Genomic DNA, 21,330 nt, shown 5'->3' on the forward strand with positions numbered 1-21,330 from the left:
TCGTACCGCAGGTGCGAACACCCGCGATACTGGCGGACCATGGCCATCTACTACCTGAGGTGCCAGTAAGGTATTCCATACCCTAATATATTACGGATCCATTACAAACATCTGGTTGGCAAAGGCCGCTTTCAGCACCGCCTGAGCCGTCGTTTCGACCGACAAAGCCTCCCGCGCGAGGCGCAGGTGTTTTTCGACCGTAGGCGCCGTCAGGCCCATCAGCAGGGCGATATCCTGCGTGGTCTTGCCATCTCCGACCCATTGCAGCACCTCCAGTTGACGCCGGGTGAGGCTGCGGTTGGGGCTGCTATAGGGCAGGGAGAGGATCTTCAGATGCGCGATTTCATTCATCAGCTGAATATCAGCGCCATGGTTCTTCCAAATCGCATCCACCTCATCCTGAGACAGGCCACGGCGCGCCGTTAGCGCAATCGCCCCCTTGGACCGGGCCGAGATCGAGCGGAAACTGATCGTATAGCCCGCCGTCACATCCATGCTGGCGTTGAAGTCGATCACCCGTTTTTCGGTCTCCGACAGGCCATCGCGCTGCGTGATCTCCGCCAAGGTGCCCCAGCTACAAGCGCCTTCATTGTTGAGTGCCCAACGCAGCATCGGCGCATTGAAGTAGAGCCCGCTGTGCAGGTAGCCGTTGAGGTATTCCGCGCTTTGATTGCTCAAAATCACGAAATCCGCCGGGTCGCCCAAAGAGGTCGGTGTCCGGTAGCGCGTAAAGCCGTAGATCAGCCGGTCGAACCCATAGTCAGCCATCTGTCGCGTATGGGCATCCCAGAGTGCTTCGATTGTCGGGCTATGCGCGATCTGATGCAGATAGTCGCGCAAAATCATCAGCTTACGATATGACGTTGAAGGGCTTGGATTGCCAGAACATAGCCATGAACGCCAAAACCGCAGATTTGTCCAAGGGCCACAGGCGCGATATAGGATGTGTGGCGGAAACTCTCGCGCGCGTGAATATTGCTCAGATGCACTTCGACCACCGGCAGTTCGACAGAGGCGATGGCGTCCATCAGCGCGATGGAGGTATGGGTATAGGCGCCGGCATTCAGAATGATACCAGCATGTTGGCCACGGGCCGCGTGGATCAGATCGATCAACGCGCCTTCGTGGTTCGACTGCGCAAACTCCATCTCCAGACCCAGCCGCGCGGTTTCCTCGACACAGAGCGCCTCAACATCCGCCAAGGTGGTCTTGCCATAGACCTCAGGCTGTCGCGTGCCCAAAAGGTTCAGGTTCGGGCCGTTCAAGATAAGTACAGACGCCATAATCACTCGCATTAAATCATCTAGATAGTGTTAACGGAGCAAAACTGGCGCTGTCCAGCGTCAGGTGGCATTGCGGTGCTACTGTGGCGAGAAAATCGCAACAACAGGGCTGGCGTGGTGATATGTAAAGCTGATAATCAGCATTATGTATATAAAACAAGACCTGAGAGGGGATTGAACAGTTTAACCCAAGGCATAACCCGCACCGCGCACGGTTCGGATCGGGTCTCCGCCACCTTCGCGCGTCAATGCTTTGCGCAGCCGCGCGATATGAACGTCCACCGTGCGCGTATCGACATAGATGTCGCGGCCCCAAACGTGGTCGAGCAGTTGATCGCGGCTGAACACGCGCCCGGGTTTCTCCAGCAGCGTCGTCAGCAGCCGATACTCCGTTGGCCCCAGTTTGAGCTCGTTGCCCGCGCGGCTCACGCGGTGACGCTCTGGGTCGAGCTGGATATCGTCAAAGCTCAGCAGCGCGCCTGCGGCTGCGGGACGTGTGCGGCGCAACTGCGTGCGCACACGGGCCATGAGTTCGCGCAGGTTGTACGGCTTGATCACATAGTCATCCGCGCCGGTTTCGAGCCCCCGCACGGTATCCACTTCCTCAGAGCGCGCGGAGAGCATGATGACTGGAATATGCCGCGTCGCCTCGCGCGATTTAAGCTGACGGCAAACTTCGATGCCGCTCATCAAAGGCATCATCCAATCGAGGATCACCAAATCCGGCGCGGCCTCTGAGACCAGAAGCATGGCTTCTTCGCCGTCTTCGGCCCGGCGCACCTCAAAGCCTTCGGCTTCGAGGTTATAGGCCAGTACCTCACGTTGCGCGGGTTCATCTTCTACCAATAGAACCTGGGGTCGTGTGACGTCCATCGCCTCAGTCCTTCGCGGTGATCGAAGTGCGGTCGGCCTTGGGCCGGTCGTCCTCGGGCGTCTCACCGGTCACCAGATAGACAACCTGTTCGGCGATGGCGGTCACATGGTCGCCCATGCGCTCGACGTTTTTGGCGATGAAATGCAAGTGCATACAGGCGGTGATGCTGCGCGGGTCTTCCATCATGAAGGTTAGGAATTCGCGGAACAGCGCGTTATACATCTGGTCGACATCTTCGTCGCGGGTAATCACATCGCGTGCAAGATCCGCGTCGCGCTGGATATAGGCGTCGAGCGCGTCTTTCAGCATCGCCTCGACCGCGCCAGCCATGCGGCGGATCGCGCCGGTGCTGTCGCTGACCGGCTCCATCTGGTTCAGGACGCTGGTGCGCTTGGCCATGTTTTTTGCATAGTCGCCAATGCGTTCGAGGTTGGCGCTAATCTTGATGACGCTCAGCGTCAGACGCAGGTCGATCGCCGTGGGCGCCCGCAGCGCAATGACACGGGCGGCGCTTTCGTTGATCTGCTCTTCCAGCCCGTCGATGGCCTTGTCCCCTGCCCGCACCTCATTGGCGAGCTCTTCGTCGCGGGTTTCGAGTGATTGCGCGCCGCGGCGGATGGCGTCTTCGACCAAGCCGCCCATTTTGAGGATCTGCGCCTGAACGGCTTCCAGATCGCGGTCGAATGCTGATGCAATGTGTTGATCTGACATGATATTATCCAATACGGCCGGTGATGTAGCTTTCGGTGCGCGGGTCTTGGGGCCGCGTGAAGATGTCGTCGGTGTCGCCAAATTCCACGAGGTTGCCGAGGTGGAAAAAGGCGGTTTTCTGGCTCACCCGCGCGGCCTGTTGCATTGAGTGTGTGACGATCACGACGGAGTAGTTCTGCCGCAATTCGTCAATCAATTCCTCGACTTGTGCGGTGGCAATGGGGTCAAGGGCCGAGCATGGTTCGTCCATCAAAAGCACTTCGGGTTCGGTTGCCACGGCGCGGGCGATGCAAAGACGCTGCTGTTGGCCGCCCGAAAGGCCGGTGCCCGGTGCGTGCAGACGGTCCTTCACCTCGTTCCAGATCGCGCCACGGCGCAGCGCCTGTTCGACGATATCGTCGAGGTCGGCCTTATTGCGGGCCAGCCCGTGGATGCGCGGGCCGTAGGCCACGTTGTCGTAGATCGACTTTGGAAAGGGGTTTGGCTTTTGAAAAACCATACCCACTTTGGCGCGCAGCTGCACCGGGTCGACCCGTTTGTCATAGATGTCTTCGCCATCGATGCGGATGTCGCCGGTCACCCGGGCCACATCAATTGTGTCGTTCATCCTGTTGATACAGCGCAGGAAAGTAGATTTACCGCAGCCCGATGGGCCGATAAAGGCGGTTACTGTCTTGTCGTTGATGTCGATGTCCACATCGCGAATGGCGTGGCTGTCACCGTAGTAGACCTGCACGTTGCGGGCCGCGATCTTGACGGGTTGGGTTGTCACGTCACTCTCCGAATATCTGTTGTCTTTCATGGGTCCCGTCCTTTGTTTACCAGCGACGCTCAAAACGGCGGCGCAGCAGCACGGCAATGGCATTCATCGTGATCAGGAACACCAGCAAGATGATGATACCGCCCCAAGCACGTTCGTAGAAGGCCGGGTCGGCGCGTTTGGCCCATTCATAGATCTGGGCCGGCATGGCGGAGTTCGGCGACATCAGCCCTTCGGCGATGCTCTCCGGCGGGTTAGAGGCGATGAAGCCCACCATGCCGATTAGCAGCAAAGGTGCTGTTTCGCCAAGGGCTTGGGCAAGCCCGATGATCGTCCCCGTCAGGATGCCCGGTGCGGCGAGGGGCAGCACATGGTGGAACACCGATTGCATTTTCGAGGCTCCTACCCCAAGCGCCGCGTCACGGATCGACGGGGGCACGGATTTCAGCGAGGCGCGGGTCGAGATGATGATCGTCGGCAGGGTCATCAGCGTCAGCACCAGACCACCGACCAGCGGGGCCGAGTTCGGCAGGTGCATGTAGTTGATGAAGACCGCAAGGCCAAGGATACCAAAGACGATCGACGGCACCGCGGCGAGGTTCGAGATGTTCACTTCGATGATGTCGGTGATCCAGTTCTTCGGCGCGAATTCTTCGAGGTAGATCGAGGCGGCGACCCCGATGGGCAGCGCCAGCACCAACACCACCAGCATCATCGCGAAAGAGCCCAGCATCGACACGCCCATGCCCGCCGCTTCGGGCCGCGCGTCAGAGGCGTCGGCACCAGTGATGAAGTCGAGGTTGAACCGCTTTTCGATGCTGCCGTCGGCGATCAACGCATCGACCAGATCAAGCTGCTCGGCGCTGATGTTCTTGTCATTGGCGATGCTTTCGCGGGTCACGCGGCCCTTGAGGTAGCCATCGACACGGCTGTTGGTCAGGAACTCGAATTCGGCATTCGTGCCGATCAGCTCCGGGTTGGCCAAGACGTAGTTGCGCAATTGAGCGGCGGCGTCTTTCGACAGGATATCTGCCATCGCCTTGGGCTTGAGATCGGTCTCAACCTCGCCCGCTTCGACCTTGTTTTCAAAGGCAGCTTTCAGCAGGGGCGAATATCCGAAGGTCGAGACCTTCTTGATGTCTTCCAAATCGCGGTTGCCGTTCTTGTCGAGCTTGTCTTCCAGCAACGGCACGGAAAGCGTCACATAGGTCTGCTGAAACGCGCCGGTCCCGCGGGAGATGATGGTGAAGAGCAGCGTCAGCAGCATCAAGAGGCCGATGACGATGGCAATGATGCCATAGAGCTTGAAACGGCCCTCGGAAGCGTTGCGGCGTTTGGTGCGCCCGTCTTGGACCAGCAGAGAGGCTCCGCGCGGGTCTGCGATGGGGGCTGCGGGGTTGGGGATATCGCTCATTCGTACTGCTCCCGGTATTTGCGCACGATGTAGAGGGCCAGCACGTTCAGGCCCAAGGTCAGGACGAAGAGGGTCAGGCCAAGGGCGAAGGCCACCAGCGTCTCGGGGCTGGCGAAATCGCTGTCCCCGGTCAACTGGCTGACGATGCGGGTGGTGATGGTGGTCATGGCTTCCAGCGGGTTGGCCGAGATGCGGGCGATGGCCCCTGCCCCCAGCACCACGATCATGGTCTCACCGATGGCGCGGCTCGCGGCCAGTAGCACGGCGCCCACGATGCCCGGCAGCGCCGCAGGCAGCACCACTTGGCGGATCGTTTCGGACTGGGTCGCGCCCAGCCCGAAGGAGCCGTCGCGCAGCGATTGCGGCACCGCGTTGATGATGTCGTCCGACAGGGAGGAGACGAAGGGGATCAACATGATGCCCATGACCAGCCCCGCGGTCAGGACCGAGGTCGCCCCCGACATCCAATCGACGCCCAAAAGCCCCTCTTCCCCGCGCCCGAAGACTTGGACGAGGAACGGCCCCACCGTCAGCAGTGCGAAAAGGCCGTAGACGATTGTCGGGATGCCTGCGAGGATTTCGAGCAGCGGCTTGGCCGTGGCCCGCACCTTGGGGCCTGCATATTCACTTAGGTAAATGGCGGCGAAAAGCCCGATGGGCACGGCCACCAGCAGCGCGATGAGCGAGATATATAGCGTCCCCCAAAGCAGCGGCAGGATCGACAGGTCACTGTCGCCGCGGAAGTTCGGTGCCCAGGAAGAGCCGAAGAAGAAGTCGGTCCAAGGGTGCAGGTTGAAGAAATTGATCGTCTCGAACAGCATCGACAGCACGATGCCCACGGTGGTCAGGATCGCCATCGAGGCCGCGAGGATCAGCAGCGCCTTCACGCCCCCTTCGACCCGGTTGCGGGCGCGGAAGGTGGCATCGGTTTCGCGGTAGACCATGGCCAGCCCGGCCAAGGCGATCAGCGCCACGATGATGTTGCGCCAGAAATTGCCCGTCGCCGTCATCTCGCGGTAAGCCTGCGCAGCTTGCAGCACCTCGGGGCTGATCTCGGCGCCCAAGGCAACGCCCTGTTCGCCCAGCCATGCGCGCAGGTCATCGGCGGCGGAAAGATCGGTCGCATCTGCCGCGCTGAGCGCGCCGGAAGAGACGGCCGCGTCCAGCCCATCGGCCAGACGACGCACATCGCTCATGATCAGATTGACGGAGGAACCTTCGGGCACAGCCTCGGCGGGGATCATATCGACCACCGAAGATTGCACCAGCATCGGCTGGACCAGCAGCCAGATGCCCAAAACCAAAAGCGCGGGCACCGCCACGCTCATCACCGCATTGTAGCCGTAGTAGCTTGGCAGCGAATGCAGCTTGCGGCTGTCGCCTTGGGCAGAGGCCAAAGCCCGACGCTGCGCAAGGAAATACCCGCCCAGTGCCAGTGCCGCGATCAGGATGACCAGCGGCAGCACCGCGCCTGTTGTCAGTATTTGTCCCACATGTCCCCCGGTGGATCAAAAAGCGAAAAACCGGGGGCAGTCACCCGCCCCCGGCGATAAGGGTAAAGGCTTAGGAGCCGCTGCCCATCACGGTCTCATCGGCAACCACGGACTGGGTGTCGGCTAGTTCAGGGTCGGAGACCAGACCGTATTCGGCCAGCGGGCCGTCGGGGCCGGCAACTTCGTCGGCGACGAAGAACTCAGCGTATTCCTTCAGGCCGGGGATCACGCCGATGTGGGCTTTCTTGACGTAGAAGAACAGCGGGCGCGACACGGGGTAGTCACCCGAGGCGATGCTCTCGGTGGTTGGCTCGACGCCGCCCATGGTGGCAACTTGCAGCTTGTCGGTGTTGTTCTCGTAGAAGGCCAGACCGAAGACGCCGATGCCGTCTTGGTTGCTCTCGATGCGCGCCAGCGTCTCGGTGTAGTCGCCGTCGATGTCCACGGACTTGCCGTCGGTGCGCAGGCTGATGCACTCTTTCTCGGCGGCTTTCTTGTCGCCATCCGCGGCTTCGAGGAAGGCTTCGTAATCACCGGTCTCTTCGCAGCCTGCGAGGATCACCTTGTCTTCAAACACTTCGCGCGTGCCGTGCTTGGTGCCGGGGATGAAGGCTTGGATCGGCTGCGCGGGGAAGTCGGGGTTGACCTGATCCCATGTGGTATAGGGGTTCTCGGTCACTTCGCCGTCGACAACAACTTTGGCGGAGAGGGCTTTGTACCAATCGACCGGCGTGAACTCGAAGGTCTCGCCATTGATGTCGGAGGCGAAGACGATGCCGTCATAGCCGATGCGCACTTCGATGATGTCGGTCACGCCGTTCTCGGCACAGGCCGCCACTTCGGCGTCTTTGATCTGGCGCGAGGCATTGGCCACGTCGATGGTGTTCTCGCCCACGCCTTCGCAGAAACGCTTGAGGCCAGCCGAGGAGCCGCCCGATTCCACGACCGGTGTCGGGAAGTCAAAGTTTTCGCCAAAGGCTTCGGCGACGATGGAGGCATAGGGCAGCACGGTCGAGGAACCGGCAACCTGTACTTGGTCACGCGCGGCAGCAGCGGTTGCGGATACGGCGGCAATCGCCAGGGCGGAAGTGGTGAGTTTTGCGAGTGACATGATATCTCCTGTCAGATGCGAATTGGTGACCACCCCATGGTGATCTGCGCCCCGTCTATGAAGGCGGTGCTGTGCTTTTGTGACAGCAACGTTACAGTTTCATGACAGTCGGCCTGAATCACCAAATTTCTGCAAAAATCAGTCAGAACCCGGTTTCATCGGCAGAATCACGCGGAATTCGGCCCCTTCGCCGGGGGTGCTGGTGATCTTGAGCCGCCCGCGGTGACGATTCATGATGTGCTTGACGATGGCCAGACCCAGTCCCGTTCCGCCAAGGGCGCGGCTGCGGTGGCTGTCGACCCGGTAGAACCGTTCGGTCAGCCGTGGCAGGTGAATCGCGTCGATCCCGGGACCATGGTCGCGCACATTGACATAGACCGCGGGGCCGCGCATCGCGGGATCATGGCCCGTGCGTTTAAGAGAAATCTCGACCCGGTTGTCGCGCCCGCCGTATTTGATCGCGTTCTCGATGAGGTTCGTGAAGACCTGCACCAACTGATCCGCATCGCCTAGCACGAGGGCGGGCACATCCCCCAAGGTCGGTGCCAGTGTCACATTGCTGTCGACCGCCAGCGGCGCGAGGTTGCGCAGGGTGCCGCGTAGCACGTCGCGCACATCGATCGGCGCTTCGGGGCGCACGCGCTCTTCGGCCTCGACCCGGCTGAGGGACAAAAGCTCTCCCACCAGCCGATTCATCCGCTCGGCCTCTTGCGCCATAATCCCCAGAAACCGCTCGCGCGCCGCCGTGTCATCGCGCGCCGGACCTTGCAGCGTCTCAATGAAGCCGATCAGCGCGGTGAGCGGGGTGCGCAACTCATGGCTCACATTGGCCACGAAATCGCGGCGCATCTGGCCTGCCTGCGCCATCTCCGTCACATCGTTGAAACTGAGTAGGACAATCCCGTGGTCACCCACCGGGCGCAGGCTGACGTCATAGGTGGTGCCATGTTCGCCGCCGGTGCTGGTAAAGCGCGCTTGGCAGGGCCCCGCACCCGCGAGACAGCGTTCGACCGCTTCGACCAGCCCCGGCTGGCGCAGCGCGGTGACGAAATGGCGGCCCAGCAGCCCCTTGCCCAGCAGATCCTCGGCGGGCGCGTTCAGAACGGTGATCCGCTCTTCGGCATTGATGGCCACGCTTGGCAGCGGCAGCGCCGCCACCACATCGGAAAGGGTTACGGCGGTGCTGCCCATGTCAGAGCGGTTCAAGATCGCGGCGGAAGCGCGCGGCGTTCTCGGCATAGTGTTTGGCGCTTGCGGTCAACTGTTGGATCGCCTGCGCGTCAAGCTCACGCACCACTTTGCCCGGCACGCCCATGACCAGAGACCCATCGGGGATCACCTTGTTCTCGGTGATCAGCGCCCCTGCCCCGATCAGGCAGTTCTTGCCGATCTTGGCACCATTCAGCACCGTGGCCCCCATGCCGATCAGAGAGTTGTCGCCGATGGTGCAACCATGCAGCATGACCTTATGACCGATGGTGCAATCTTCGCCCACGGTCAGCGGATAGCCCATATCGGTGTGAAAGACGCAATTCTCCTGCACATTGCTGCCGCGGCCCACGGTGATCATCTCATTGTCGCCGCGCAGGGTGCTGCCAAACCAGACAGAGGCTTCGGGGCCGAGCGTCACCTTGCCGATGACTTTCGCATCAGGGGCGACCCATGCATCGGGGGAGACTTCGGGGCGGGCATCGGCGAGGGCGTAGAGGGTCATTTCAATTCCTCGAATTCGGATTGCAGACGGCGAACGTGATCCTTGATGGCGGGTTGTTGGCTCAGCCGCAGGCGCGCGGCGGTGATAATGGATTTCAGCCGCGCCTCAGTCTGGTCGAGATCGTCGTTCACCAGCACGAAGTCATAGCCGTCCCAATGGCTGATCTCATCCCAGCTTTTGCCCATGCGCTTGGCGATGGTTTCGGCATCGTCCTGCCCCCGGCTTTCCAAACGGCGCTTCAACTCGGTGATCGTGGGCGGCAGCAGGAAGATCGACAGCGTGTGTGTGTTCAGGTCGGAGTTGCGGATCTGCTGTGCGCCCTGCCAGTCGATGTCGAAAAGGATGTCCTGCCCCTCGTCAATCGCCGCCTGCACGGGCGCTTTGGGGGAGCCGTAGAAATTGCCAAAGACATGGGCGTGTTCCAGCATTTCGCCCTCGGCCACGGCCTGCCGGAACTCCTCTTCGCCGACAAAGCGGTAATCCTTGCCGTCCTCCTCGCCCGGTCGGGGGGCGCGGGTGGTGGCAGAGACCGAGAAGTTGATCGTCGGATCCCATGCGCGCAGGGCGCGGGCCATGGTCGATTTGCCCGCCCCGGAGGGGGAACTGAGGATGATCAGAAGGCCGCGTCGGCTTGGGTTTGTCACGTCTTACTCCACATTTTGCACTTGTTCGCGCATTTGGTCGATCACCGCCTTCAGGGCCAGACCGACAGTCGTCAATTCGGTGCTCTGCGCCTTGGAGCAGAGCGTGTTGGCTTCGCGGTTGAACTCCTGCATCAGGAAATCCAGCTTGCGCCCCACCGGCCCGCCCAGCCCGATCAGCGCACGCGCGGCGGCGACATGGGCGGCAAGGCGGTCGATCTCTTCGGTGACATCGGCTTTGACCGCGATCAAGGCCAGCTCCTGCGCCACCCGGTCCGCATCCGCGCCCTCACTGTTGTCGAGCACGCGGGCAAGGTTGCGGCGCAACTGGGCAGCGGTTTCTGCCTTACGGGCCTCGGCCAAAGCGGCGGCTTCGGCGGCGCGGTTTTCGACCTCGGTCAACTGCTCTTGCATTACAACGGCCAGCGCCGCGCCTTCCTGCGCGCGCATCTCGTTGAAATCATGCAGCAGGGTCGGCACTTCCGCCAGCAAAGCGGCGCGCAGCGCGTTGATGTCCTGTGCCTGATCGGCCTGTTCCAACACACCGCGCATGGAAAGAATATCGCTCGCCCGTGAGGGCGCCAGCGATACGCCGGCATCCATCGCACGGGCCTCGATCTCATGCAGGGCGGTCAGCAGCGTGTCGACATGCGCCTCGTTAATCTGCAAGCTGCCGTCACTCTCAGCCGAGGAGATGCGCAGGTTGCAGGTGATATTGCCCCGCGCCACCTCCGCCGAAATCTGCTTGCGCAGGGCGGCCTCAAGCCCCTCGACCCAATCGGGCAGGCGCAGCCGCAGGTCGAGCCCTTTGCCATTGACCGCGCGCAGCTCCCAAGACCATCTCCAACCCTCCAAAGCGCCGGAGGCAGAGGCGAAACCTGTCATGGACCTGATCATCGGCGCGTTCCTTGCAAGGGCGGTCATGTCCTGCCTTACGGCGAAACCCCCGCGATGGGCAAGCCCCCGGCCCCTCGCCCGGCGGATCCCATGGCTCACGCGTTAACCACTTCAGCGAAAGCGTGACGAATTCCTTAACCGCCTGCGGTATTAATGATTTGGTAATCATTTCGGCCGCATTGTGCCGCTGTCGTTTCAAAAACGGCTGCTGTATTGGCCAAGACCTTATGGGTGAGTTTCAATGGGCAATACAGGCCACACCGCGCAGAATGTTGTCGCCATGTCAGATCATCGGACGCATGTTGGCTATGGCCCGCTCGCGCAGGTCGAAGCCTATTGGGAGGCCCTGCGCGGCAACAGGTTGATGCCGCGGCGGTCGGATATCGACCCGCGCGGGATCGAGCAGGCATTGGAATATGCCTTTATCCTCGAACGTGTCGCCGTGGGTGCCGGACGGTTGCGGATTGCGGGCGGCCATCTGCGCGATCTCATGGGGATGGAGGTGCGCGGCATGCCGATCACCGCCTTTTTCGGCACGCAGTCACGCCCCCGCGTCAGCGAAGCGCTGGAAGAAGTGTTTCAGATGCCCGGCCAAATCACACTGCACCTAGGCGCGGCGGCGAGCTATGGGCGGCCTGCCTTGACGGGGCGGATGCTGCTCTTGCCGCTGAAAAGCGATCTGGGCGATGTCAGTCGGGTGCTGGGCTGTCTCGTCGTGCTGGGGGAGATCGGACAAACCCCACGGCGTTTCGATCTGGCGCAGGCCACGCGGCATAGCGCCTTTGGCGGGTTGGCCAAACCTGTGCGCCATGCCGATCCCCTGCAGCAGCCGCTTTTGCCACGCGAAACCGGATTCGCAGAGCCGAAGGCAAGCTTCACCGCCGCCCCGACGGGTGAGAACCCGCCCTATCTGCGTTTGGTGAAGTCAGAGCAGGAATAGCCCGTCCGCCGCCCTCGGAACGCGAAAACGCCGCCCCGGAAAACGGGACGGCGTTTCTTTCGTCACAATCGAGTGCAGGCTGAGGCTGCTACCCCGCCGCCCGCGCCGTTTGAGCCACGCGGCGGTTCGACAGTTCCTCCGCCACGAGGAAGGCCAGTTCCAGCGACTGGCTGGCGTTGAGCCGTGGGTCGCATGCCGTGTGGTAACGGTCCGACAGGTCTTCGTCGCTGACCGCCCGCACACCGCCGGTGCATTCGGTCACGTCTTGGCCGGTCATCTCGAAATGTACACCGCCGGGGACGGAACCTTCGGCGTTATGCACGGCAAAGAATTCATGCACTTCGCGCAGCACGGAATCGAAGGGCCGGGTCTTGTAGCCCGTGGAGGATTTGATCGTGTTGCCGTGCATCGCGTCACAGGTCCAGACGACATTGGCGCCCTCTTCCTGAACCGTTTTGATCAGACGCGGCAAGTGATCGCCCACCTGCCCCGCACCAAAGCGCGAGATCAGGGTGAGACGGCCCTCTTCATTCTCGGGGTTCAGTTTGGCCATCAACTGTTTGAGGTCATCGCTGGTCATTGAGGGGCCACACTTCAGGCCAATCGGGTTTTGCACGCCGCTGGCAAATTCCACATGCGCCCCGTCGGGCTGCCGCGTGCGGTCACCGATCCAGATCATGTGACCCGAGCCTGCGAGCCACTTGCCGGTTTGGCTGTCACGGCGGCAAAGCGCCTCTTCATACTCCAGCAACAGCGCTTCGTGGCTGGTGTAGAATTCCACCGATTGCAGCGTATGTGCGGTTTCGGCGGTCACCCCTGCGGCGGCCATGAAATCAAGTGTGTCAGAGATGCGGTTGGCGATCTCACGGTATTTCTCGGCCTTTTCGTCGTCGGTGAAGCCCAGCGTCCAGCCGTGGACCTGATGCACATCCGCATAGCCCCCGGTCGAGAAGGCGCGCAGCAGGTTCAGCGTGGCGGCGGCCTGCGTATAGGCGCGCAGCATCTTTTGCGGGTCGGGGATACGGGCCGCTTCGTTGAAGGCCAGATCGTTGATGATATCGCCGCGGTAGCTGGGCAGTTCCACGCCATCCACCACCTCGGTCGGGGCCGAGCGCGGTTTGGCGAATTGACCGGCCATGCGGCCCAGTTTGATCACCGGCACCTTGGCCCCATGGGTCAGCACGATGGCCATCTGCAACATCACCTTAAAGGTATCGCGAATGGCGTCCGAGCTGAACTGCTCGAAGCTTTCGGCACAGTCGCCGCCCTGCAAAAGGAAGGCTTCGCCACGGCCCGCGGCGGCCAGATGTTTCTTCAACCGGCGTGCTTCGCCCGCAAAAACGAGGACCGGATAGCGTGCCAGCTGTGCCTCAACCGCTTCCAATGCGGCTTGGTCAGGGTAATCGGGCATCTGGACGCGCGGTTTGCTGCGCCAGCTCGAGGTGCTCCAGTCTGTCATCTTTCTACTCCGCTCCACAGCGCCGAGTGTCGGCACTTCGTGATCTTTCTCTATACAAAGGCGCGGGGAAAGTGACCAGAACCGAAATGCGCCCTATTGACGTGGCGTGAGGCCCGTGGGCAATGTTTCCGGCAAGTTCTGGCGGCCATGGCACATGTCGGCAGAGACGACCTGAATAGAAAGACGCCGTGATGTCCCAACCGCGCCCGGCCACCCGCATGCCCCCCCAGACCGACAAGCCGCGGCGCTTCGTCTTTGTGTTGTTGGAGAATTTCACCCTTCTGAGCTTTGCCTCGGCGGTGGAATGCCTGCGGATCACCAACCGCATGCTCGAACGCGAGGTCTATGAATGGCAGGTCGTGGGCGAAAGCGGTGAAACCTGTGTAAGCTCATCCGGCGCGGTGTTCGCACTGGACGGCGGGCTTGAGGAGTTGGGCCGCGACGATACCATCATGATCTGTGGCGGCATCGGCGTGCAGGCCGCGACCACCAAGAAGCTGCTGGCATGGCTGCGCCGCGAGGCGCGCAAGGGCCTGGTTGTTGGCGGGCTTTGTACCGCGGCGCATACGCTGGCCAAAGCGGGCCTGCTCGACGGCAAACGCGCCACGATCCATTGGGAGAATCAAGACAGTTTCGGCGAGGAATTTGAAGAAGTCATTCTGACGAAATCGGTCTTCGTGGTCGACGGCAACCGGCTGACCACGGCGGGTGGCACGTCTTCTTTGGACATGATGCTAAAACTCATCGCCGATGATCACGGTGAGGAGACAGCCAACGCCGTGGCGGATCAGCTCATTTATTCCTCGATCCGCACTGACCAAGACACGCAGCGCCTGTCGGTGCCCACGCGAATCGGCGTGCGCCATCCCAAGCTTTCCCAAGTTATTCAGCAGATGGAGCGCAATATCGAAGAGCCGATCAGCCCCTCCATCCTCGCCCGCGACGTGGGCATGTCGACCCGCCAATTGGAGCGTTTGTTTCGCCGCTACCTAAACCGCAGCCCCAAACGGTATTATATGGAATTGCGGCTGCAAAAGGCGCGCAACCTGTTGATGCAGACGGATATGAGCGTGATCAACGTGGCGCTGGCCTGCGGCTTTGCCTCGCCCTCGCATTTCTCGAAATGCTACCGGGCGCATTACCAGACCACGCCTTATCGTGAACGCGGCAGCCAATCCACCCGGCAGCCCGCCTGAGGGTCAGGGCGTGATCCGGTAGACGGTGCCGTTGACCTCCGAGATGAACCAGATCCCACCCTCGGGCCCTTCGACGACATCCCGCACGCGGGCGGTCTCCGCGGTTTTGATCTGCGCCACCTCTTCCAGCGGCGTGCCGCTTAGCCGGGCGATATAGTCGAACTTGAGCGAACCGACAAAGATGTCACCTTCCCATTCAGGGAAAAGCGCGCCGGAGTAGACCATCAGCCCCGCAGGCGCGATGGAAGGGTCCCAGTAGAATTCGGGCTGCGCCATCCCCTCTTTCGCCGTGCCCTCGCCGATCTTCGCGCCCGAATAGTGCTCACCGTAGGAAATCACCGGCCAGCCGTAATTCGTGCCTTTGGTGATGCGGTTCACCTCATCCCCGCCCTTGGCCCCGTGTTCCGACACCCAAAGCCGCCCATCCAGATCCAGCCCCGCCCCTTGTGGGTTGCGATGGCCGTAGGACCAGATTTCGGGCAGCACGTCGGGCATGTCGACAAAGGGATTGTCATCAGGGACCGAGCCGTCGCGGTTCACCCGGATGATGCTGCCGTTATGGGTGCTGCGGTCCTGCGCCGCCGGACGATCACCGCGTTCGCCAATGGTCACCAACAGCGTACCATCCGGCGCTTCGACCACGCGCGAGCCGAAGTGCTGGCCGCCGCTGCTGCCCGGCTTCATGGCGAAAAGCTCGGTCAGGTTTTCCAGACTGCGGGTATCCTCCGACAACTGCGCGCTTGCCAAAGCGGTCCCCGCGCCGCCGCCCTCTTGGGGTTTGGCATAGGTCAGGAACAACAGGTGGCTCTGCGCGAAATCCCCGGCCAAGGTGATGTCCAACAGACCGCCCTGCCCGACCACGGCGACCTCCGGTAGGCCCGAGACCTCATGCCGTATGTCGTCCTTTTGATAGATCAAACGCCCGGCCTTCTCTGTCACCAACAGACCGCCACCCGGCAAGGGGGCAACGCCCCAAGGGGCCTCGAGATCCTCGGCCATGGGGGTGATCGAGAGACCGCTCTGCGCTGTGGCGGCGCCCGCGGCGCAGAAGCTGCCAAGGCTGATGAAGGCGGCGGTGGCGAGGTGTTTTGCGCAGGTCATGGGCAGGCTCCTTTGGGCATGGGGGCTTGGATCAAGACATAGCCATCGCACCGCCACTTTCCACCATCGTTCCCGGTCCACGCGAAAACCTGCCCGCGAAAAACACTTTATAAATCGCCTTTTCTTTTCCGAAACCACGACCTAACGTTCGATCAGAACGAGAGTTCAACTAAGGGAGAGTACCAAATGAAAAAAATACTGATGGCCACAACGGCCGTTGCTCTGCTCGCCACTGGCGCGCATGCGGAAGACACCAAAATCGGCATTCTGCTGGGCTTCACCGGCCCGCTGGAATCGCTGGCCAATGACATGGCCGCCGGTGCCGAACTGGCGATTTCCGAGGTTAACGAGAGCGGCATGTTCCTCGACGGGGCTACCGTTTCGTCCGAGCGTGGCGACACCGGCTGTATCGATGCGGGCCTCGCCGTGGCATCGGCTGAGCGTCTGATCACCTCCGACCGCGTGAGCGGCATCGTGGGCGGCATGTGCTCGGGCGAAACGACAGCCTCGTTGCAGAACGTCGCCATTCCGAACGGCATCGTGATGATCTCGCCCTCCGCGACATCGCCCGCCCTGTCGACCGTCGAAGACAACGGCCTGTTCTTCCGCACATCCCCATCGGATGCGCGTCAGGGTCAGGTCATGGCCGACATCCTGAACGACCGTGGCATCAAAGAAGTCGCCGTTACCTATACCAACAACGACTATGGTAAAGGTTTGGCCGACAGCTTTGAGACCGCCTACAAAGAATCCGGCGGTACCGTGACCATCAACACTTCGCATGAAGACGGCAAAGCGGACTACTCCGCCGAAGTCGGCGCGCTGGCCTCTGCCGGTGGTGAGGTTCTGGTCGTGGCAGGCTATGTCGACCAAGGTGGCGCGGGCATCGTGAACGGAGCGCTGGACGCCGGTGCATTCGACGTCTTCATGTTCCCCGACGGCATGGTCTCCGACACGCTGGAAGAGAAATTCGCCGAGATCGCGGATGGCTCCTTTGGTCAGAACCCGAGTGCTGCTGGCGAAGGCCCGGACAACTACAAGAAGATGGGCAAGGAAGCCGGCTTCGAGCCGACCAACGCCTTCTCGCCTGAATCCTATGACGCGGCAGCGCTGATGCTGCTGGCGATGCAGGCCGCAGGCTCCAACGATCCGGCGGAGTACAAGGAAAAGGTGATGGAAGTCGCCAACGCACCGGGTGAAAAAATCCTGCCGGGTGAACTGGGCAAGGCGCTTCAAATCATCAAAGACGGCGGCGACGTGGACTATGTCGGTGCCTCGGCGGTCGAGCTGATCGGACCGGGCGAGAGCGCGGGCAACTACCGCGAGATCGAGATGAAAGACGGCAAGATGGTCACAGTCGGCTACCGCTGATCCACGCCACCATCTAACCGCTAAGAGAGGCCCGGTCGCAGTGCGATCGGGCCTTTTGCTTAGGAAATCGGCTTTTCTTCCTGGGTTGCAGCCAGTACAAATCCCCTATTGAGGACGTGGAAAACACGTCCCGTCTGGGAGGACAGGATGAAAAAGCAACGTATGGCCGTCTCGGTCAGGGCTTTGGGCATGTATTTTGCTGAACGTGATTTCGGCAATACGGCGCAATCTGCCTCTGACAAGGCAGCGCAGGGCTTTCTTCAGATCAGGACCGCAGCGGTCCCTTCCAAGAATCTCAGCACATTGTAAACAGGTATGGCGGCGCGCATCTGCCTGCGCGGCCCATATGACGACCAATAAAAACCAGCCACAAGGTGGCGGACACGGGGATGGACATATGATCGTCGTAGACGACGTACACAAACACTTCGGCGGGTTTCACGCCGTCGACGGGGCAAGCCTGTCGATCGAGAAAGGATCGATCACCGGTTTGATCGGCCCCAATGGCGCGGGAAAAACCACGCTGTTCAACGTAATTGCCGGCGTGCTTCAGCCCACATCGGGCCGCGTCACCATGGATGGGGAGGACATCACCGGCCTGCCCCCGCATGAGCTTTTTCATAAGGGGCTGCTGCGCACCTTCCAGATCGCGCATGAGTTTTCTTCGATGTCCTGTCGTGAGAACTTGATGATGGTGCCAGGCAATCAGTCGGGCGAGACGCTGTGGAACACATGGTTCGGCACCAAACGCATCGCCAACGAAGAACGCGCGCTGAAGGCCAAAGCCGATGAGGTGCTTGAGTTCCTGACCATCGAACATCTCGCCGAACAGAAAGCGGGTCAGATCTCGGGCGGCCAGAAAAAGCTGTTGGAGCTTGGCCGCACCATGATGGTGGATGCCAAGATCGTCTTTCTCGATGAGGTCGGCGCGGGCGTGAACCGGACGCTGCTGAACACCATCGGCGACGCGATCATCCGGCTCAACCAAGAGCGCAATTACACTTTCGTCGTGATCGAGCATGACATGGATTTCATCGGCCGCCTTTGCGACCCGGTGATCTGCATGGCCGAGGGCCACGTGCTGGCCGAAGGCACGCTAGATGAGATCAAGGCGAACGAACAGGTGATCGAGGCCTATCTCGGCACCGGGCTGAAGAACAAGGACAAGGTAGGCGCATGAGCAATGATCCCTACGGCGACCGCGGCAACAAAGATTGGTCGGTCGGCAACGCGAAGGGCCAAGGCAGCATCATGCCCAAGGCCAGCGGCAAAACCCACCCCGCCCCCGGCGGCCCCTTCCTGATCGGTGACGGTATGACGGCGGGCTACGGCAACGGCCCCGACATCCTGCATGACTGCACCATCGCCGTGGACCGCGGCGAGATCGCGGTGATCGTCGGCCCCAATGGGGCGGGCAAATCCACCGGCATGAAGGCGGTCTTTGGCATGCTCGACATGCGCAAGGGCCATGTGCGGCTGGATGGTGAAGACATCACCGAACTCAGCCCGCAGGACCGCGTGGCCAAGGGCATGGGCTTCGTGCCCCAAACCTCGAACATCTTCACCTCCATGTCGGTCGAAGAGAACCTTGAGATGGGCGCTTTCATCCGCCGCGATGACTTTCGCGATACGATGGCGCAGGTCTATGACCTTTTTCCGATCCTCAAGGAAAAGCGCCATCAGGCGGCGGGTGAACTGTCGGGCGGGCAACGCCAGCAGGTGGCCGTGGGCCGCGCGTTGATGACCCAGCCCAAGGTGCTGATGCTGGATGAGCCGACGGCGGGTGTCTCGCCCATCGTCATGGACGAGCTTTTCGACCGGATCATTGAGGTTGCCCGCACCGGCATCCCGATCCTGATGGTCGAACAGAACGCCCGACAAGCGCTTGAAATCGCGGACAAAGGCTATGTGCTTGTGCAGGGGGCGAACGCCTTTACCGGCACCGGCAAAGAGCTTTTAGCCGATCCTGAAGTCCGCAAATCGTTTCTGGGGGGCTGAACATGGATCTGCTCAACGCTTTCATTGCACTTTCGAACTATGTGCTCATTCCGGGCATCGCCTATGGCTCGCAGCTGGCGCTCGGCGCGCTTGGCGTGACGCTGGTCTACGGCATCCTGCGGTTTTCCAACTTCGCCCATGGCGACACGATGGCCATGGGGACCATGGCGACGATCCTGATGACATGGCTGTTCCAGTCCATGGGTCTGAGCCTCGGCGTGCTGCCGACAGCGCTTCTGGCCCTGCCCTTCGGCATCGCCTTTACCATGCTGCTGGTGCTCGGCACCGACAAGGTGGTCTACAAATTCTACCGCGAGCAAAAGGCCAAGCCCGTGATCCTCGTGATCGTGTCGCTCGGCGTTACCTTCATCTACAACGGCATCACTCGTTTCATCATCGGCGCGGACGATCAGAACTTCCTCGACGGGCAGCGTTTCATCATGTCGGCGCGGGATTTCAAAGAAATGACCGGCCTGCGCGAAGGTCTTGCCTTCAAGACCACCCAAGGCATCACCATCGTCACCGCGATCATTGTCGTGGCGCTGCTGTTTTGGTTCCTCAACAAGACGCGGGCGGGTAAATCCATGCGCGCCTATTCTGATAACGAGGATCTTGCGCTCTTGTCGGGCATCAACCCCGAGCGTGTGGTGATGATCACATGGATGATCGTGGCCGCCTTGGCGACCATCGCAGGCACGCTTTATGGCCTTGATAAGTCGTTCAAACCCTTCACCTATTTCCAACTTCTGCTGCCGATCTTCGCGGCGGCCATCGTCGGCGGGCTCGGCTCTCCGGTCGGGGCTATCGCGGGCGGTTTCGTGATCGCGTTTAGCGAGGTCACGATCACCTATGCGTGGAAAAAGGTGCTGGGCTATGTGATGCCCGAAGGGTTGCAGCCGGACGGCTTGGTGCAGCTCATGAGCACGGATTACAAATTTGCGGTCAGCTTCGTCATTCTTCTGATCGTTCTGCTGATCAAGCCCACCGGCCTGTTCAAGGGGAAATCGGTATGACCCAGACTGTGAAAAACACGATCCTTTTCGCGATCATCGCCCTGATGATTATCTACACCGGCTTTGCGCAAAGCTGGAACTCGGCTCTGCTGATCATCGCGATGGGCCTGATCTCTTCGATCATGGCGCTTGGGGTGAACCTGCAATGGGGCTTTGCGGGGCTGTTCAACGTGGGCGTCATGGGCTTCGTGGCGCTTGGCGGTTTGGCGGCTGTGCTGGTCTCCATGCCCCCGACCGAGGGCGCTTGGTCCACCGGTGGTTTCGCCATTCTGGGGGCGCTGGCGCTTGGGGCGGCCACCGTGGTGGCGGCGGTCATGCTGATGAAACGGATGGCCCCGGGCACGCTGCGCACGCTTTCGGTGATTGCGGTGCTGGTCATCGGTTTCTTCATCTTCCGTGCCCTGCTCGATCCTGCGGTCGAAGCGGTGGAGGCGATCAACCCCGCGCAGACCGGTTATCTTGGTGGGCTTGGCCTGCCGGTGCTGATTTCTTGGCCTGTGGGTGGGCTCTTTGCCGCTGGCGCGGCTTGGCTGATCGGCAAGACGGCCCTTGGCCTGCGGTCGGACTATCTGGCGATTGCGACGCTGGGGATTGCCGAGATCATCATCGCGGTGCTGAAGAACGAAGACTGGATGAGCCGTGGCGTGAAGAACGTCATCGGCCTGCCCCGTCCCGTGCCTTACGAGATCGACCTGCAAAACAACCCGGTCTTCGTGGAACGCGCGGCGGGCCTTGGGTTCGACGCGGTGGACGCCTCGACGCTTTGGGTTAAGCTCCTCTACATCGCGCTTTTCGCCATGGTGTTGATCCTCCTGCTGTGGATGAGCCAACGCGCGCTGCATTCCCCATGGGGCCGGATGCTGCGCGCGATCCGTGATAACGAGGTCGCGGCCGAAGCCATGGGCAAGGACGTCACAGCGCGGCATTTGCAGGTCTTCATCCTCGGCTCTGCCATTTGCGGCATAGCAGGTGCGATGATGACCACGATGGACAGCCAGTTGACGCCCGGCACCTACCAGCCGCTGCGCTTTACCTTCCTGATCTGGGTGATGGTCATCGTCGGTGGGTCGGGCAACAACTTCGGCGCGATTCTGGGCGGCTTTCTGATCTGGTTCCTTTGGGTGCAGGTCGAACCGATGGGTCTGTGGCTGATGAACCTGATCACAGCGGGCATGTCCGAAGGATCGGCGCTGAAGGCGCATCTGATCGAGAGCGCGGCGCATATGCGTCTGCTGACGATGGGCATCGTGCTGCTGCTGGTGCTCCGCTTCAGCCCGCGCGGGTTGATCCCCGAGCGGTAAAGCTGGTGGACCTTCATGACACAAAAAAGGGGCGCGGTAGCAATACCAAGCCC

General features: G+C 61.2%; 22 protein-coding genes. 8 read left to right on the forward strand and 14 right to left on the reverse strand.

Annotation, left to right across the window (positions count from 1 at the left end; translation table 11 throughout):
- Positions 1-90: 90 nt before the first annotated feature.
- From ACGYLX_RS05000 to ACGYLX_RS05055, 12 genes are all read right to left on the reverse strand, one after another.
- Positions 91-846, reverse strand: coding sequence for a LuxR family transcriptional regulator (locus ACGYLX_RS05000; protein ID WP_394447678.1), 756 nt, complete (start codon positions 844-846; stop codon positions 91-93).
- The gene (gene aroQ, locus ACGYLX_RS05005; protein WP_394447679.1) at positions 846-1,283 is read right to left on the reverse strand and encodes a type II 3-dehydroquinate dehydratase; all 438 of its coding nucleotides are present in this window, start codon (positions 1,281-1,283) and stop codon (positions 846-848) included. The genes ACGYLX_RS05000 and aroQ overlap by 1 nt, the downstream gene beginning before the upstream one ends.
- A gap of 183 nt (positions 1,284-1,466) precedes the next feature.
- Positions 1,467-2,156 (reverse strand): phosphate regulon transcriptional regulator PhoB, encoded by a 690-nt coding sequence (gene phoB / locus ACGYLX_RS05010; protein ID WP_067266767.1) that lies wholly within the window; start codon positions 2,154-2,156, stop codon positions 1,467-1,469.
- 4 nt (positions 2,157-2,160) lie between these two features.
- Positions 2,161-2,868 carry a phosphate signaling complex protein PhoU gene (phoU, locus tag ACGYLX_RS05015; protein WP_067266769.1) on the reverse strand — a complete coding sequence of 236 codons (708 nt, stop codon included), beginning with the start codon at positions 2,866-2,868 and terminating at the stop codon, positions 2,161-2,163.
- Between the two features lie 4 nt (positions 2,869-2,872).
- Positions 2,873-3,670 (reverse strand): phosphate ABC transporter ATP-binding protein PstB, encoded by a 798-nt coding sequence (gene pstB / locus ACGYLX_RS05020; protein ID WP_067266771.1) that lies wholly within the window; start codon positions 3,668-3,670, stop codon positions 2,873-2,875.
- Between the two features lie 16 nt (positions 3,671-3,686).
- Positions 3,687-5,042 (reverse strand): phosphate ABC transporter permease PstA, encoded by a 1,356-nt coding sequence (gene pstA, locus ACGYLX_RS05025; protein ID WP_394447680.1) that lies wholly within the window; start codon positions 5,040-5,042, stop codon positions 3,687-3,689.
- A complete protein-coding gene (gene pstC / locus ACGYLX_RS05030) occupies positions 5,039-6,508 on the reverse strand; it encodes a phosphate ABC transporter permease subunit PstC (RefSeq protein WP_394448095.1) in 1,470 nt (489 codons plus the stop codon). The genes pstA and pstC overlap by 4 nt, the downstream gene beginning before the upstream one ends.
- 97 nt (positions 6,509-6,605) lie before the next feature.
- Positions 6,606-7,646: a substrate-binding domain-containing protein gene (locus ACGYLX_RS05035; RefSeq protein ID WP_271687278.1), complete on the reverse strand. Its 1,041-nt coding sequence runs from the start codon at positions 7,644-7,646 to the stop codon at positions 6,606-6,608.
- Positions 7,647-7,784: 138 nt separating this feature from the next.
- Positions 7,785-8,837, reverse strand: coding sequence for an ATP-binding protein (locus ACGYLX_RS05040; protein WP_394448097.1), 1,053 nt, complete (start codon positions 8,835-8,837; stop codon positions 7,785-7,787).
- Position 8,838: 1 nt separating this feature from the next.
- The gene (locus ACGYLX_RS05045; protein ID WP_394447681.1) at positions 8,839-9,360 is read right to left on the reverse strand and encodes a gamma carbonic anhydrase family protein; all 522 of its coding nucleotides are present in this window, start codon (positions 9,358-9,360) and stop codon (positions 8,839-8,841) included.
- Entirely contained in the window at positions 9,357-10,004 is a 648-nt protein-coding gene (gene gmk / locus ACGYLX_RS05050) for a guanylate kinase (RefSeq protein ID WP_394447682.1), read from the reverse strand. Before gmk ends, ACGYLX_RS05045 begins: the two co-directional genes overlap by 4 nt.
- Positions 10,005-10,007: 3 nt before the next feature.
- A complete protein-coding gene (locus ACGYLX_RS05055; protein ID WP_394447684.1) occupies positions 10,008-10,898 on the reverse strand; it encodes a YicC/YloC family endoribonuclease in 891 nt (296 codons plus the stop codon).
- Positions 10,899-11,178: 280 nt separating this feature from the next.
- Between ACGYLX_RS05055 and ACGYLX_RS05060 the strand changes: the two genes are divergently transcribed.
- Positions 11,179-11,838, forward strand: a complete 660-nt coding sequence (locus ACGYLX_RS05060; protein ID WP_394447686.1) for a PAS domain-containing protein — start codon at positions 11,179-11,181, stop codon at positions 11,836-11,838.
- 88 nt (positions 11,839-11,926) lie between these two features.
- On the opposite strand, the gene ACGYLX_RS05065 is transcribed toward ACGYLX_RS05060, so the two are convergent.
- Positions 11,927-13,297: a class II 3-deoxy-7-phosphoheptulonate synthase gene (locus tag ACGYLX_RS05065; RefSeq protein WP_271687274.1), complete on the reverse strand. Its 1,371-nt coding sequence runs from the start codon at positions 13,295-13,297 to the stop codon at positions 11,927-11,929.
- A 191-nt stretch (positions 13,298-13,488) separates the two neighbouring features.
- Here ACGYLX_RS05065 and ACGYLX_RS05070 point away from each other — a divergent pair, with 191 nt between their 5' ends.
- Entirely contained in the window at positions 13,489-14,493 is a 1,005-nt protein-coding gene (locus ACGYLX_RS05070; RefSeq protein WP_271687273.1) for a GlxA family transcriptional regulator, read from the forward strand.
- A 3-nt stretch (positions 14,494-14,496) separates the two neighbouring features.
- Here the strand turns inward: ACGYLX_RS05070 and ACGYLX_RS05075 are convergent, their stop codons facing one another.
- Entirely contained in the window at positions 14,497-15,594 is a 1,098-nt protein-coding gene (locus tag ACGYLX_RS05075; RefSeq protein ID WP_394447688.1) for a PQQ-dependent sugar dehydrogenase, read from the reverse strand.
- Positions 15,595-15,780: 186 nt separating this feature from the next.
- On the opposite strand from ACGYLX_RS05075, the gene ACGYLX_RS05080 reads away from it, so the two are divergent.
- The 6 genes from ACGYLX_RS05080 to ACGYLX_RS05105 all read left to right on the forward strand — a co-directional run bounded on the left by ACGYLX_RS05080 (position 15,781) and on the right by ACGYLX_RS05105 (position 21,277).
- Complete coding sequence (locus ACGYLX_RS05080; RefSeq protein ID WP_067266789.1) at positions 15,781-16,965, forward strand: ABC transporter substrate-binding protein; 1,185 nt, start codon at positions 15,781-15,783, stop codon at positions 16,963-16,965.
- 147 nt (positions 16,966-17,112) lie between these two features.
- The gene (locus ACGYLX_RS05085) at positions 17,113-17,274 is read left to right on the forward strand and encodes a hypothetical protein (RefSeq protein ID WP_156505744.1); all 162 of its coding nucleotides are present in this window, start codon (positions 17,113-17,115) and stop codon (positions 17,272-17,274) included.
- Positions 17,275-17,362: 88 nt separating this feature from the next.
- On the forward strand, positions 17,363-18,145 hold the full coding sequence (locus ACGYLX_RS05090; RefSeq protein WP_067266791.1) for an ABC transporter ATP-binding protein: 783 nt from the start codon (positions 17,363-17,365) through the stop codon (positions 18,143-18,145).
- On the forward strand, positions 18,142-18,963 hold the full coding sequence (locus tag ACGYLX_RS05095) for an ABC transporter ATP-binding protein (RefSeq protein WP_271687269.1): 822 nt from the start codon (positions 18,142-18,144) through the stop codon (positions 18,961-18,963). The genes ACGYLX_RS05090 and ACGYLX_RS05095 overlap by 4 nt, the downstream gene beginning before the upstream one ends.
- Positions 18,964-18,965: 2 nt before the next feature.
- Positions 18,966-19,976 (forward strand): branched-chain amino acid ABC transporter permease, encoded by a 1,011-nt coding sequence (locus ACGYLX_RS05100; RefSeq protein WP_067261483.1) that lies wholly within the window; start codon positions 18,966-18,968, stop codon positions 19,974-19,976.
- Positions 19,973-21,277 carry a branched-chain amino acid ABC transporter permease gene (locus ACGYLX_RS05105; protein WP_394447690.1) on the forward strand — a complete coding sequence of 435 codons (1,305 nt, stop codon included), beginning with the start codon at positions 19,973-19,975 and terminating at the stop codon, positions 21,275-21,277. The genes ACGYLX_RS05100 and ACGYLX_RS05105 overlap by 4 nt, the downstream gene beginning before the upstream one ends.
- The last annotated feature ends 53 nt before the right edge of the window (positions 21,278-21,330 follow it).

Source organism: Sulfitobacter sp. 1A13496 (assembly GCF_043557225.1).
GTDB classification, from domain to species: Bacteria; Pseudomonadota; Alphaproteobacteria; order Rhodobacterales; family Rhodobacteraceae; genus Sulfitobacter; species Sulfitobacter faviae.